The following is a 14,263-nucleotide window of genomic DNA, read 5'->3' on the forward strand; positions in this document are numbered from 1 at the left end:
CGGATGGGTTGGAATAGGCCCTGCCATTGGAGCACGTATCGCAAGAATTCGTCGCCCTCCAGCCATGCTCTGTGGTAAATCTATCAACGAGTTTTGCTTTGCTTGCACGATTCGTTCGCATACAATGCCAGCAAATATTGGATACGGGGAAGCGGTATGACGAGGCCGGAAAAGGTTCGTTTGGGTGAAATCCTGGTGCAGCAGAAACTGCTGTCGGAAGAACAGTTGGGCATGGCGCTGGCGGAGCAGAAACGCAGCGGCCGAAAACTGGGGCGGGTGTTCGTTGAACACGGCTTTGTCACCGAGGAGCAGATTTCCGGCGCGCTGGCGCGCCAGCTCAATATCCCGTACATCAACCTCAAGTTCTACCAGATCAGTTCGGAGCAGGTGCGGCTGTTGCCGGAGACCCAGGCCCGCCGCTTCCGCGCGCTGGTGCTGGAAGACCGCAAGGGATCGATGCTGGTCGGCCTGTCCGATCCGACCGACCTGTTTGCGTACGACGAAATCTCGCGCCTGCTGAAGCAGTCCATCGAGCTGGCCGTGGTCAACGAGACGGAAGTGCTGGCGGCAATCGACCGCATCTACCGCCGCACCGAGGACATCTCCGGCCTGGCGCGCGAGCTGGAACAGGAAATGGGCGAGGGCTCGGTGGACTTTGGCGCGCTTGCCGCCGCCAGCCCCGGCCTGGAAGAAGCGCCGGTCGTCAAACTGCTGCAGTCGCTGTTCGATGATGCCGCCCAGGTGCGCGCATCGGACATCCACATCGAACCGCAGGAAAGCAGGCTGCAAATCCGCTTCCGCATCGACGGCGTGCTGCACCTGCAGACCGAAGCCGACATCAAGATCGCGCCCGCCCTGGCGCTGCGCCTGAAGCTGATGTCCGACCTGGATATTTCAGAGAAGCGCCTGCCGCAAGACGGCCGCTTCGCCGTGCGGGTCAGGAACGCCCGCATCGACGTACGTATCTCCACCATGCCGACGCAGTACGGCGAATCGATCGTCATGCGTTTGCTGAACCAGAGCGGCATGACCTTGCGGCTGGACGCCATCGGCATGCCCAAGCCACTGCTCGAGCGCTTCCGCGCCATCGTGGCGCGTCCGAATGGCCTGGTCCTGGTGACCGGCCCGACCGGCAGCGGCAAGACCACCACGCTGTATTGCGCACTGGCGGAATTGAATTCGATGGAGAAAAAGCTGATCACCGTCGAAGACCCGGTTGAATACCGTCTGGCTGGCATCAACCAGGTGCAGGTCAATGAAAAGATAGAACTCGATTTCGCGCGCGTGCTGCGTTCGGCCCTGCGCCAGGACCCGGACATCGTGCTGGTCGGCGAGATGCGCGACCAGGAAACCGCGCAGATCGGCCTGCGCGCCGCCATGACCGGCCACCTGGTGCTCTCGACCCTGCACACCAACGACGCCGCAAGCACGCCGCTGCGCCTGATGGACATGGGTGTGCCGCGCTACATGGTGGGCAGTTCGCTGCAAGCGGTGCTGGCGCAGCGCCTGTTGCGCGTGATCTGCGAGTCCTGCACCACGCCATACACCCTGACGCCGAACGAACACGAATGGCTCAGCCTCGAATTGAAGGACAAGGTCGACATGGGCAGGTACTTCCATGGCAAAGGCTGCTCACATTGCAATGGCCTCGGTTATCGCGGGCGCACCGGTATCTACGAGCTGCTGGAAATGACCCAGTCCGTGGTCGACGCGGCCAATGATCCCGACCCGGCCACGTTCCTGAAGGCGGCGACGCAACAGATGGCTGGGCAGACGTTGCGGCGCCAGGCGGTACAGCTGGTGGTGCAGGGACGTACCACCGTTTCCGAGGCGATGCGTATCAGTAACCAGCTAGAGGATTGAGTTGCCTTACTTTGCATACAAGGGCCGGAATGGCCGTGGCGAATTGCTCGCCGGCGTGCTGGAAGGGACCGACAGCGGGGCGGTTGCCGACCAGCTGTTCGCAACGGGCGTGACGCCGGTCGAGATTACCGAAACCGCCGACCGCGCGCCGGGCAAGTCGGGGCTGGCCAACTTGTGGGAACGGCTGACGGAAAAGAGCGTCAATTCGATGGACGTGCAACTGTTCAGCCGCCAGATGTACACCTTGCTGAAATCGGGCGTCCCCATCATGCGCGGCCTGGCAGGCCTGCAGGAATCGGCAATCAGCAAGGCCTTTGGCCGCGTGATCGCGGACCTGCGCGAGTCGCTCGATGCCGGCCGCGAACTATCGGCGTCCATGCGCCGTCATCCGGAGGCGTTCACGCCGTTTTACCTGTCGATGATCCGGGTCGGCGAAATGACCGGCCGGCTGGACGAAGTCTTCCTGCGCCTGTTCGACCACCTTGAATTCGAGCGCGACATGAAAGAGCGCGTGCGCACCGCCTTGCGTTATCCGACCTTCGTGATGATCGCGATGGCGGTGGCGATGGTGGTGATCAATATGTGGGTGATCCCCGCGTTCGAAGGGGTGTTTCGCAGCTTGAATGCCGAGCTCCCGCTGATGACGCGCATCCTGCTGGCGACGTCGAATTTCAGCGTGCAGTACTGGCCATTCTTCGCGGCGGCGCTGGTGGTTGCCGGGTTTGGGTGGCGCTCATGGATCGCAACCGAAAAGGGGCGCTATAAATGGGACCGATGGAAGCTGCGCCTGCCTATCGCCGGCAAGATCATTCACAAGGGCACCATGTCGCGCTTTGCGCGGAGCTTTTCGCTGTCGGCCCGCAGTGGCGTGCCGATCGTGCAGGCCCTGACGGTGGTGTCGCAGACGGTGGACAATGCCTACCTGGCGGCCCGCGTTGAGCAAATGCGCGATGGCGTCGAGCGCGGCGAAAGCATCCTGCGCACTGCGGTAGCGGCAAACGTGTTTACGCCTGTGGTGCTGCAGATGATCGCCGTCGGTGAAGAGACCGGATCGCTGGATGACCTGATGGAAGAAATCGCGGCGATGTATGAGCGCGAGGTCGATTATGAATTGAAGACCTTGTCGGCACAGATCGAACCGATCCTGATCACCTTCCTGGGCATCATGGTGCTGATCCTGGCACTTGGCGTGTTCCTGCCGATCTGGGACCTGGGCAAAGTCGCTTTCAAAAAATGACAAGGCTAAGCAGGTTCAGGCGGTTTGAAGCGTTGGCGTGGTTGAGCGTTGGTTTGGCGCTACTGGCGGTTTTCCTCAGCAAGATTCCGTTCTACACTAAAAGCGCAGAAGAGCGGGCAATAGATGTGACGCTGGCACAACTGCGCGCCGCCGTCGAATTGCATCGCCTAAGATCGACCGCAACAACTGATGATCTCGAGGGTAGCAATCCCATGCAATTGCTCGAGGTGAAGCCCGTCAACTATGACGGCGAGTTTGCAAACCGTGGCATCGCTCCAGCACGACCGGGAACGTGGTTCTTTGATAGGGAGTCGAAAGAGCTGGTTTATGTTTTACTTGCTCCAGAGAAATCTTCATTGAAGCAACAACAAATGCTGTATTTCAAGTTAGAATTGCGCCGCTTGCCCGAACGAACTGTCAGGCCTTCAGAGCTGCCCGCAGAAAATGCCGGTGTTGTTCTGAATCAATTAAATGACTAGCCATGAAGCTGGTCCATATGATTTTTGAACTCATGGGAGAAGTGATGAAAAAGTTTCCAAATTCGATGAACCGCTCGCAGCAAGCTGGCTTTACCCTGATCGAACTGATCGTTGTGATCGTGATTCTCGGCATCCTGGCGGCCACTGCGCTGCCGCGCTTCATGGACGTCGGCAGTGAGGCGCGTGCTGCGAGTGTCTCGGCTGTGCGTGGTTCGCTGAACGCTGCAAATTCGATGGTCCACAGCCGCTGGCTGATCGCGCAAACGAGCCCAGTCAAGATGGAAGGCCTTGATGTCCCGGTTGATGCCGCCGGCTATCCAACTGTCTCGGCTGCCGCGAATTCGCATATCGCGGATATGGCTGGCATCAATAGTGCCGACTACACGACCATCGCCCCAAGCTCGTCGGGGACCACTAGCCCTACCACCTCTGGCAGCGAGGTGGCTTTTGTGCCGAAGAGCGTGGCGGGCACGACCAAGGCTGCCAAGTGCTATGTGAAATTTACGGCAGCGACGATCTCATCGGCGACTCCGCCGGTCGTAACGCCACCGGTCATTTCGCAGGATACGTCCGGCTGCTAAGCCGCCAGGCACTATAAGGAATCGATGGCAACCAGCGGAGCTTCGCCTGGGCGCGGCTTCACAATGGTCGAGCTGATCATTGTGCTGGTTGTTGTCGGGATTCTGTCGGCAGTCGTGTTTGGCCGCTTTTTCGTGCGCGGCGACTACGATGCGACGGGATTTGCAGCGCAAATGAGGGCGACGTTGCGCTATGGGCAGCAGCTGGCCATTGCGCAGAACCGGCCAATTTATGTGTACCTCGACAGCACGAGCGTGGCGCTTTGCTTCGCCGCCAACTGCAGCGCCGCCAATCACGTGCGCGATCCAGGTGGCGGCAACAGCTTCAGCGGTGGCCAGTGCGGCACTGACCGTTCATGGGCCTGCATGGCGCCGCCGGCCAATGTGGTCCTGGGACTGTCGCCGGCGGGCGCAGCAAACAATCATTTCTTTTTTGACGCTTCCGGCAAGCCGCAGTTGTCTTCCGGCGCGGAGTTCAGCTCCCTCAACCTTCAGGTGAGTGCCGGCAGCACACAGCAGGCCGTCCGGGTGCAATGGGAAACCGGCTATGTCTATTAGACGCGATCGCCAGTCGGGCCTGACTTTCATCGAACTGATCCTGTTCATCATCATTGTCGGCATTGCGGCTGCAGCCATCCTGCGCACGCTGGCCAATACCAGCAATGCCAGCGCGGACCCGCTACGCCGCAAGCAGGCCTTGCTGATTGCCGAAGGCTTGCTGGAGGAAGTCCAGCTGGCGGCGTTCACGTTCTGCGATCCGCTTGATACCACGGAAAACCCGACGTCGCCAGGCGACTGTGCGACGCCGGAAGCCATCGGTAACGAGGGCGGCATACGGCCGTTCGACAACATCAATGACTATGTGCCGAGCCTGGGCGTACCATACGCCGCCTTCAATAACGCCGCCGGAAAGCTGGTCGATGCCGCCGGCAACGACCTTGGCGTCAGCGGCTACGCTGCGACGCTGACCTTGCGCGCCGAGCCGCTGAACGGCATCACGTCGACCGCCGCCGTGGCCACGCAGGAAGTGCTGCGCCTGACGGTGCGTGTGACGCACGGCCCGCTGGCAAGCGACTTCGTGGAGCTTGACACCTATCGCACACGCCACTCGCCGCAGGTGGCGCAATGAAGCGGGCAGGGGGCTTTACGCTGATCGAGATGATCGTTGTGATCGTCCTGACCGGCATCGTGGCCGGCATGGTTGCCGTATTCCTGCGCGCGCCGGTGCAAGCCTATGTCGACAGCGCCGCGCGCGCCGAGTTGAGCGACGCCGCCGATATCGCGGTGCGGCGCATTGCGCGCGAGGTGCGCAGGGCGCTGCCCAATAGCCTGCGGGTCAGCGGCGGTGGGACCACCGTGGAATTCTTTCCGACCAAATCCGGCGGACGCTATCTTGCCGAAGAAGACGACGAAGGCGCCGGCTACCTGGACTTCACCGATAGCACGAAGCGCAGTTTTACCGTAGTGGGCCAGATGCCTTCGCCTGCGATCGTGCCGGGAACCGACTCCATCGTGGTGTACAACCTGGGACCCGGCATCGACCGCGCAGATGCTTATGCGGGCGACAATATCGCCCTGGTCAGCTCCGTGGCGGGCAATGTCGTGACCCTGGTCAGCAATCCTTTCGCCAGCGCGGGAGCCACTGCTCCCGTCCTGAGTTCGCCGGCGCGTCGCTTCCAGGTGGTGACTGGGCCGGTCAAGTTCCTGTGCGACCTGGCGAACCGCCAACTGGTCCGGCAATGGAACTACACACCGCCAGCGACAGCGGATACTGCGATCCTGGCGGTCAATGTCACGGCTTGCCGCTTCACATACGAGGCGAATATCGCCAACACCCGCTCCGGATTGCTGGGCATCAGCCTGACGCTGGCGCGGCCGGACATGCCGGCGGAATCGGTGCAGCTATTCCACCAGATCCACGTGGACAACCCGATATGACAAGCATGCGCCAATATTCGCGGCAGCGCGGCGTGAGCCTGGTAGCGGCTATTTTCCTGGTCGTCGTGCTAGCCTTCCTTGCCGTGGCCATCGTCAGTGTTACCTCCACGCAGCAGGCGGCCTTCGGGCTGGACGTGCAGGGCACGCGCGCTTACCAGGCCGCACGCTCGGGCGTGGAGTGGGGGCTGCATCGCCAGTTGCGCAGCAACGCCCTGTGTCCGGCAGCGAGCGGGGCCTCGTCCACGTCGAGCTTTGCCATGCCCGCCAACACTACCCTCAGCCCATATACTGTCACGGTGACCTGCACCACCACCGTGCTGGGGGCGATCAAGCGCTATCGGATGCGATCGGTCGCCTGCAACCAGCCTGCCGCGGGCGCTTGCCCGAATGCGAACAATAGTTCCGACTACGTGCAACGCGTCATCCAGGTCGATTTCGGAGAATGAAGAAGTGAATAGCCTGTTGTGCCTTCGCCGCCTGCTGCAGACTGTCGCCATGCTGATGGCGCTGGTGGCGAGCGCGCATGCCGACACCACCATTTCGCTGTTCAAGAGTTTTGCGGGCAACGTCAATTTCGTCGGGGCGGAAAGGACGCTGCGCAAGGCATCCAACACGACCAATCCTTGCAGTATCTATGCAGCCACTGAGACCACGGACGTGACCCTGAGCGGGATTCCCACGACCGCCAAGATCCTCAGCGCCCAGCTTTACTGGGCCGCTTCCGGCACCACGACCGACTATTCTGTGGTATTTGAAGGCAAGGCGGTTACCGCGCCTGCCTCGCGCCAGTACAAGAGCGCTACCGTGGGCTATGACTTTTTCAGCGGCGCCTACGATATTACGGCCGAGGTCACGGCCAAGCGCAATGGCAAATATACGTTTTCCGGCCTGACCATCAATAACTCGGCGAAATGGTGCGATGTGCAAGCCGTGGTTGGCGGCTGGTCAATGGTGGTGATCTATTCGCTGCCAAGTGAAACGTTCAGGGTGCTGAACATCTATGAAGGCTTCCAATACATCCAGTACAGCAGCGTAAGCCTGTCGCTGTCGAACTTCAAGATTCCCCCCCTGACGACCCAGACCGGGCGCGTGGCGCACATTACCTGGGAAGGCGACGCAACGCTGAGCAGTACTTCGAGCGGCGAGTTCCTGACTTTCAACGGCTATTCGATGTCGAACAGCGTGAATCCGCCGGGTAACCAGTTCAATTCGGTCAGCACCATTGCCGGCACGGACTCTGTTTCCTATGGTATCGACTATGACTCGTACACAGTCAGCAGCCCGGTGATCCAGTCCGGGCAGACCAGCGCGACGACAGTGTACCGTTCCGACCAGGACTTGGTGCTGCTGAGCGCGGAGATTATCGCGGTACCGAATACGCCGGTGACCGACCTTGGCATTTCGATCTCGCGCGACCAGGCGCCGACGCTTGGCCAGACCATGGTGTACACGGTGAATGTCACCAATTACGGACCCGCGGCCGAGCCGGGAACCGTGCAGGTGGTCGACAATCTTCCTTCGCAAGTCAGCCTGGTGTATGCGGGCGGCGATGGCTGGACCTGCGCCCAGGCCGGCCAGAAAATTACCTGCAACTACAACACGACGCTGGACGTGGGCGCCAGTGCGCCACCGCTGCAGTTGACCGTGATGGTCAACGCCGTGACCAATTCGCTCAGCAACACCGTCACCGTCAGCGGAAGCGAGTTCGACAACCAGATGTCAAACAATACGGACACCGATACCGCGTCGGTCACCGTCGCGCCTTACGTGTTTACGCAATCGAAGTGCACCAAGGGCGTGGCATTCGGCAGCACCGGGCAATGCCTGTTCATCGACTGGAAGAGCGTGATCGCCGGCGACGATATTCCAGTCTATATCACGCTGGTCAATGCTTCCGGCGTCCCGACCCCGCCAAGTACGACCTTGCCGACGGTGGTGTCGATGCGCTTTGGCATGTCCTGCCAGGACCCGGTCAAGGGATCGTCGGAGTTCGCATCCTTCCCTGACCGCGCCTCTCTGCTGCCCAAATGCGCCGAGAGCAGCGCCACGCCAAGTGGTGTCCAATGGTCGCTGTACCGTGCCCTGGTGGTCGATGCCAACCAGGCCAGCATCAGCAGCCCGCTGACGTTCAATTATTTCGATGTCGGCCGCATCAAGCTGTTCATGCAGGATTCGACAGGCAAGACCGGGGCCAGCGGGCCGGTGGTCATGCGTCCGTACATGCTGGAGATGGAGGTCTTCAAGACCGCCGCCAATGGCACCCGCACCGACAATCCGGGCGCCAGCACTGCCACCGGCGGCAAGTTCGCTGCCGCTGGCGAGCCGTTCACGATCCGTGTGGGCGTGCGTACCCGCGACAAGACCAACGGCACCAAATATTTTGCACAGAACTTCGGCAACGAGATTTCGCCGCGCAGCGTGAACTTCGATCCGAATCCAAGCGATGGCCTGAGCTTCGCCGACATGGTGGCGCAGCCAGAGCTGCAAGGCAGCCTCGATCCGTTTTCGCTGGGCCGCTCGAGCGGCACCTTCAAATACCCGGAGGTCGGCATCATTACCGTGAAGGCGACCCTGGCCGGCAACGACTACCTTGGCAGCGGCGGCATCAGCCCGGCCACCACCAATATCGGCCGCTTTGTGCCCGATCATTTCAACACTACGGTGGAAGCCCCGGATTCGCTGGGCCCCATCCTGCCTTGCCCGGCCGACGTTCCTTGCTCCGCCACAAGCGGCATGGTGTATTCGGGATTGCCGTTTGCCGCCACGGTGACGGCGCACGATGTGGACGGCAACCTGCTGAAGAACTACCGCGGTGCGTTTTCCAAAGCCCTTTACATGTGCGGCGCCGGCAACCAGACCCTTGCACCGCCCAGCGGCGGTGTGTGCCCGACACTGGTCTTCGGCGCCAGCACGCCCGACAACGCGCTGCGGCGCGACAAGAAAGCGGCAATGGTGAAAGACAGCGGCGACATCGATTTCGATAACGACGACGGGACCCTGTCGCTATCGGTCGACTACAAGCTGGCGAATCCGTATTCAATCGCTGGCGGGGCAAACACCGGTCGCCAGGCGCCGGTCCTGGTGTACGTGCGCGCGACCGATGCCGACGGTGTCAGCTCGCTGTACGGATACGACGCCGCACGCGACCTGGTCGAAGGCCAGGTGGTGCTGGTCAACGCGCGCCTGCAGTTGCCGAATCTTTTCGGCTCGGAACTGCAGTACCAGCCGGTCAATGCGACCGTGCAATATTGGAACGGTACGCGCTGGGCCACCAGTGCCGGGAATTCCATGGCAGACGTGGTGAATCCCGCCTTGTTGCGCTTTACGAACTGCAAGAAGAACCTGCTGTCCGGGAGCGCGTGCAAAACCGTACTCGGCGCTACCTCGACTGCACTGCGCTCCATCAGCAATGGCCAGACGCGCTTCCTGTTGAGCGCGCCTGGCACGGGCAATAGCGGCACGGCGGATTACTACTTCGACCCTGTGCTGGCACCGGAATGGCTGCCCAGTACCGTGGGCAGGGCAACTTTTGGCATTTATCGCAACACACCTGTCACCTATATAAGAGAACTGTACTGACACCGGGGCTGAACGATGGCAAAATATGGCATATTAATCAAACAATTACGGTTGTTTCTTCATCTAAAAGTTTGAAGACAGGGCGCGATGCGATTCTTTTCGAAAGCTAAAAAGGAAAAAGACGCCTGGCTGGTCTTTGCGCCTTTGCCGCAAGGCATGGCCCTGGCGACGATGCGCCGCCAGGGCGCCAGCACGCCTGTGCTGCTTGGCTGTGTGGAGGCGGGGCTGGAAGGCCAGGGAGCCGAAGAATCCCTGGCGCGTGCGGCGCGTTCGCGCAATGCCGCGCGATTCCGCTGCAGCACGCTGCTGGCGCCCAGCGATTACCAGCTGTTGACGCTGGAGGCGCCCAACGTGCCGCAAGACGAACTGAAAACGGCGGTGCGCTGGCGCATGAAAGACATGCTGGATTTCCACGTCGATGACGCGACCTTCGACGTGATGGCCATTCCGGTGGAACGCGCCAGCGGCCGCACGCCGAGCATGTTTGTGGTGGCGGCACGCAACAGCGTGATCCGCCAGCGCCAGGAACTGTTCTTCGGCGCCGGGATCGACCTGGAAGTGATCGACATCCCCGAAACTGCCCAGCGCAATGTATCGGCCCTGCTGGAACAGGACGGGCGAGGCCTGGCCATGTTGTCGCTTGGCGCGCAGGGCGGCCTGTTGACCGTTACCTACCTGGGCGAGCTGTACCTGGCGCGCCGGATCGATGTCACGCCGGCGCTGCTGGAAGAGGGCGATGCCGATCGCCGCCATGCCGCGCTGGACCGGCTGATGCTGGAGGTGCAGCGTTCGCTCGACCACTTCGAGCGCCAGTTCGGCTTTGTTTCAATCTCCAGGATGGTTCTGGCCCCTGGTTGCGGCGAAGCGCTGCTGAATTACCTGTCGTCGAATATGTACATGCCCGTGGTCCAATGCAAGCTGGAGGAAGTGATCGACTTGTCCGGCGTGCCTGAATTGCTGGATAGCGCGCAGCAGGCGCATTACTTCTTTGCCCTCGGTGCAGCATTGCGCCAGGAAGTGATCGTGCCATGAGCCAGCAGATCAACCTGTTCAACCCGATCTTCATGCGCCAGCGCCACAGCCTCAGTGCGCGCGGCATGGCGTTGGCCCTGTTGGCCTTGATCGCCGGCACCATTGCGATCGTTTTGTTTGCGGGCCGGCAAATGCAGCCTTTGCGCGACCAGGCGTCGCAGCAGGAGGGCCGATTGAAGGAGCGGCAGGCCCGCCTGCAAGCGGTGGCTGTGGAGTTCGCGCCGCGCGCCAGCGACCCGCTGCTGAAGTCGGAGCTCGACACCAAGGAAGCGCGCTTGAAATCCTTGCGGCAGGCGATGCAGATGCTGCGCCAGGCCGAAGGCGAAGGCGGACAAGGTTTTGCGGAATATTTTCGCGCCCTGGCGCGCCAGAGCGTCAACGGCTTATGGCTGACGGAGGTGGCGGTGCAGGGCGAGCGGCGCGAGGTGAGCATGCAGGGCCGCGTGCTGCAAGCGGCCCTGGTGCCTGCCTACCTGTCGCGCCTCGGTGGCGAACCCGTATTGCGCGGCAAATCCTTCCAGACCCTGGAATTGGGTCCTGCGCCAGCGCAGGCGCCGACTGTCGATGCAGCGGGACGCGTGCCGCTTGGCGCGCTGCCTGCGCTAGCAGGCAGCGCGGCAGCGAGCGCATTGGCCGCTGCCGCCCCTGCACCGGTCGAAGCGCCAGCGGCACGTTTCCTTGAATTCCGGCTGCGCAGTACGGCTGCCGCGCCTGGCGGGGGGAATCCATGAAGGCCGCGCTGCTGAAACTGGAACAACGCATCGATGCGATGCCGCTGCCGCGGCGTGTAGCCCTGTTCGCTGCGGGAATCCTGCTGGTTGCGGGTATCGCATGGTTCGGAAAATTCAGCCCCATGCTGGCGGAGCGACAGTCCTTGCAGGCCTCGATCCAGCAGGGACAGGCCCAAGTCGACGCGATTGACAAGCAGATAGCCGCTGCGCTGAAAGCTTATGAATCGGACCCGAACGCCACCATGCGGCGCCGTCTGGCCTCAGTGCAGGAAGAAGCCCGCGCCACCAGCGAGGATTTACTGAACCGCAAGCAGGGCATGGTGCAGCCGCAGCGCATCGTCCCGCTGCTGCAACAGATGCTGGCCGGGCATCCCGGGCTGAAAGTCGTGGGCATGAAGACTTTGCCGGTCAGCGGCTTGCGCGACGGCCAGTTCGACCAGGCCGGCACGGTCGCGCCGGGCCCGGCGCCGCAGCCGGCCAGCCAGGCACCGGCGATCCTGTATCGCCATGGGGTCGAGGTGGTGGTGGAGGGCAGCTATGCCGACCTGCTGGGCTATATGGCAACGCTGGAAAAAGTGACGCCGCGCCTGATATGGGGCAGCGCGCGCCTGAACGTGATCAAGCACCCGGAAACCAGCCTGACATTGACGGTGTACACATTGAGTCTCGACGAAACCTGGGTGCAGCTATGAGAAAGATCCTGGCCGCCCTGGCGGTCCTCGCCGCCATCCCCGCGCTCGCGCAAACGGCGCTGCCCGACCCGACCAGGCCGCCACTGGAAGCGCTGGCGCCGCAAGCCGAGCGCAGCGGCCCGGCCGTGGCAGCGGTTGCCGCCGGCCCGCAACTGCAGTCGGTGCTGCTGGCGCGCCGCCCGGGCGGGCGCAAGCTGGCGGTAATCGACGGCGCCATTGTCCCGCTGGGCGGGAAGGTAGGCGGCGCCGTGCTGGTCGAAGTGCGCGAGGGTGCCGTCGTCCTGCAACGCGGGAAGCAAAAACAAGTATTGAAATTGGTATCATCGGGACAGGATAAGGCGCGACAGCCATGACAGAGAAAACGAGCATCTCGAAAGCTTCACAATTTTGCCGGCTGGCGATGGGCAGCGGCGCATTCGCGATGCTGGCAGCATGTACCCAGACGCCGATGCGCGACACCTACAGTTCCATCAGCAAGGAGGTGAAATCCGCGGCGCAGTCGGCTGCGGCCGCGCCCGTGCCGCAGCAGGTCTCGGACGCCTTGCTGCCGTCGGCCGAACAACTGGCAGGACAGTTGCCCAAGGCACGCCCGGTGCTGGAGGAACGCTTCAATGTCGCGTTCAACGACGTGCCGGCAAACCAGTTCTTCAATTCGCTGGCGGCGGGTACCCGCTACAACATGCTGGTGCATCCTGAAGTCAGCGGCAATATCACGGCCAACCTGAAGGACGTCACGATTGCCGAGGCGCTGGAAGCCGTGCGCGAAATGTATGGCTACGATTACCGGATCGAAGGCACGCGCATCACGATCAAGCCGCTGACCATGCAAAGCCGCATGTTCCAGGTGAATTACCTGACCGCATCGCGGCGCGGTTCGTCGAACCTGCGCGTGACGTCGACGTCGGTGCAAAATGCCGGCAACAACGGTAACAGCAACAATAACAACGGCGACCTCAACAATAACAACCGCCAGAACCGCAACAACAATAATGGCGACCCGAATTCGCCCAACGCCAATGTGCTGGATGAAGCGGCCAATGTCACCACGCGTTCGGAGTCCGATTTCTGGGCCGAGCTGAAACTGTCGCTGGAGGCAATCGTCGGCGCCGGCAAGGATGGACGGGCAGTCGTCATCAGCCCGCAATCGGGCCTGGTGGTGATCCGCGGCATGCCGGAGGACTTGCGCAACGTCGACCGCTACCTGAAAGCGACGCAGCTGGCGGTGGCGCGCCAAGTCATCCTCGAGGCAAAAATCCTGGAGGTGGAGCTGAGCGAAAAGGCGCAGTCCGGCATCAACTGGGCGGCTTTCGGCTCGCGCATTTCGGCCGGCATGGTCGGTCCCGGCACGACGCTGGCGCCACGCATCAATGGCGTCAATTCCCTGTTGAGCCAGCCGAATGGCATGTCCGGTACGCCCGGCACGACCCTGGCAACGGCCACCAGCGCGGCTGGGTCCCTGTTCGGCCTGGCATTCCAGAATTCCAATTTTGCCGCGTTGATTTCCTTCCTGGAATCACAGGGCACGGTGCATGTGCTGTCCAGCCCGCGCATCGCCACGCTGAACAACCAGAAGGCTGTGCTCAAGATCGGCACCGACGAGTTCTTCGTCACCGGCGTCAGCACCACCACCAACACCAATGCGACCGGCAACGGCACGGTGTCGCCGAACGTGACGCTGCAGCCTTTCTTCTCCGGCGTGGTGCTGGACGTGACGCCGCAGATCGATGACAAGGGCAACATCATCCTGCACGTGCATCCGTCGGTAAGCCAGGTGTCGACGGTGAACAAGAATATCAACCTCGGCAATGCCGGCAGCCTGAACCTGCCGCTGGCGGCGTCGGCCACTTCTGAAATGGACAGCATGGTGCGCGGCGAGAACGGCAGCGTGGTGGCGATCGGCGGCCTGATGCGCCAGTCGACCAGTGCCGACCGCTCGCAAATCCCGGTTGCCGGCCGCATTCCAGTGATTGGCAGCCTGTTCCGCAGCACTGCAGACAGCATCCAGAAGCGCGAACTGGTGGTCCTGATCAAGCCAACGATTGTCGATACGGCCAGCGACTGGAGCCAGGACCTGATGGAGAGCAGCCGCCGCATCGAGCTCCTCGATCCGAAGCAGACCACGGGGCGCCGCTGA

14 protein-coding genes are annotated in these 14,263 nt (G+C 62.0%); all 14 read left to right on the plus strand.

Going from position 1 to position 14,263, the window contains the following annotated elements:
* Nucleotides 1-156: 156 nt before the first annotated feature.
* The 14 genes from ACN9MZ_RS14770 to mshL all read left to right on the plus strand — a co-directional run bounded on the left by ACN9MZ_RS14770 (nucleotide 157) and on the right by mshL (nucleotide 14,263).
* Entirely contained in the window at nucleotides 157-1,863 is a 1,707-nt protein-coding gene (locus ACN9MZ_RS14770; protein ID WP_426342841.1) for a GspE/PulE family protein, read from the plus strand.
* A gap of 1 nt (nucleotide 1,864) precedes the next feature.
* Nucleotides 1,865-3,100, plus strand: coding sequence for a type II secretion system F family protein (locus tag ACN9MZ_RS14775; RefSeq protein WP_426342842.1), 1,236 nt, complete (start codon nucleotides 1,865-1,867; stop codon nucleotides 3,098-3,100).
* 41 nt (nucleotides 3,101-3,141) lie between these two features.
* Nucleotides 3,142-3,579 (plus strand): hypothetical protein, encoded by a 438-nt coding sequence (locus tag ACN9MZ_RS14780; RefSeq protein ID WP_426342843.1) that lies wholly within the window; start codon nucleotides 3,142-3,144, stop codon nucleotides 3,577-3,579.
* Between the two features lie 44 nt (nucleotides 3,580-3,623).
* Entirely contained in the window at nucleotides 3,624-4,160 is a 537-nt protein-coding gene (locus ACN9MZ_RS14785; protein WP_426342844.1) for a type II secretion system protein, read from the plus strand.
* Between the two features lie 24 nt (nucleotides 4,161-4,184).
* Nucleotides 4,185-4,715 (plus strand): prepilin-type N-terminal cleavage/methylation domain-containing protein, encoded by a 531-nt coding sequence (locus ACN9MZ_RS14790; RefSeq protein ID WP_426342845.1) that lies wholly within the window; start codon nucleotides 4,185-4,187, stop codon nucleotides 4,713-4,715.
* Complete coding sequence (locus ACN9MZ_RS14795) at nucleotides 4,705-5,286, plus strand: type II secretion system protein (protein ID WP_426342846.1); 582 nt, start codon at nucleotides 4,705-4,707, stop codon at nucleotides 5,284-5,286. Before ACN9MZ_RS14790 ends, ACN9MZ_RS14795 begins: the two co-directional genes overlap by 11 nt.
* Nucleotides 5,283-6,095 (plus strand): PulJ/GspJ family protein, encoded by an 813-nt coding sequence (locus tag ACN9MZ_RS14800; RefSeq protein ID WP_426342847.1) that lies wholly within the window; start codon nucleotides 5,283-5,285, stop codon nucleotides 6,093-6,095. The genes ACN9MZ_RS14795 and ACN9MZ_RS14800 overlap by 4 nt, the downstream gene beginning before the upstream one ends.
* The gene (locus ACN9MZ_RS14805) at nucleotides 6,092-6,541 is read left to right on the plus strand and encodes an agglutinin biogenesis protein MshP (RefSeq protein ID WP_426323595.1); all 450 of its coding nucleotides are present in this window, start codon (nucleotides 6,092-6,094) and stop codon (nucleotides 6,539-6,541) included. The genes ACN9MZ_RS14800 and ACN9MZ_RS14805 overlap by 4 nt, the downstream gene beginning before the upstream one ends.
* A 4-nt stretch (nucleotides 6,542-6,545) precedes the next feature.
* Nucleotides 6,546-9,674 carry a DUF6701 domain-containing protein gene (locus tag ACN9MZ_RS14810; protein WP_426342848.1) on the plus strand — a complete coding sequence of 1,043 codons (3,129 nt, stop codon included), beginning with the start codon at nucleotides 6,546-6,548 and terminating at the stop codon, nucleotides 9,672-9,674.
* An 87-nt stretch (nucleotides 9,675-9,761) separates the two neighbouring features.
* Nucleotides 9,762-10,706, plus strand: a complete 945-nt coding sequence (gene pilM / locus ACN9MZ_RS14815) for a type IV pilus biogenesis protein PilM (RefSeq protein WP_426337764.1) — start codon at nucleotides 9,762-9,764, stop codon at nucleotides 10,704-10,706.
* Nucleotides 10,703-11,437 (plus strand): MSHA biogenesis protein MshA, encoded by a 735-nt coding sequence (locus ACN9MZ_RS14820; RefSeq protein WP_426337765.1) that lies wholly within the window; start codon nucleotides 10,703-10,705, stop codon nucleotides 11,435-11,437. The genes pilM and ACN9MZ_RS14820 overlap by 4 nt, the downstream gene beginning before the upstream one ends.
* Nucleotides 11,434-12,129, plus strand: coding sequence for a hypothetical protein (locus tag ACN9MZ_RS14825; protein ID WP_426337766.1), 696 nt, complete (start codon nucleotides 11,434-11,436; stop codon nucleotides 12,127-12,129). The genes ACN9MZ_RS14820 and ACN9MZ_RS14825 overlap by 4 nt, the downstream gene beginning before the upstream one ends.
* Nucleotides 12,126-12,482 (plus strand): MSHA biogenesis protein MshK, encoded by a 357-nt coding sequence (locus tag ACN9MZ_RS14830; RefSeq protein ID WP_426337767.1) that lies wholly within the window; start codon nucleotides 12,126-12,128, stop codon nucleotides 12,480-12,482. The genes ACN9MZ_RS14825 and ACN9MZ_RS14830 overlap by 4 nt, the downstream gene beginning before the upstream one ends.
* Nucleotides 12,479-14,263, plus strand: coding sequence for a pilus (MSHA type) biogenesis protein MshL (gene mshL / locus ACN9MZ_RS14835; RefSeq protein ID WP_426337768.1), 1,785 nt, complete (start codon nucleotides 12,479-12,481; stop codon nucleotides 14,261-14,263). Before ACN9MZ_RS14830 ends, mshL begins: the two co-directional genes overlap by 4 nt.

Origin of the sequence: Pseudoduganella sp. S-14, from assembly GCF_049913285.1 — a bacterium.
Taxonomy (GTDB): Bacteria; Pseudomonadota; Gammaproteobacteria; order Burkholderiales; family Burkholderiaceae_D; genus Rugamonas.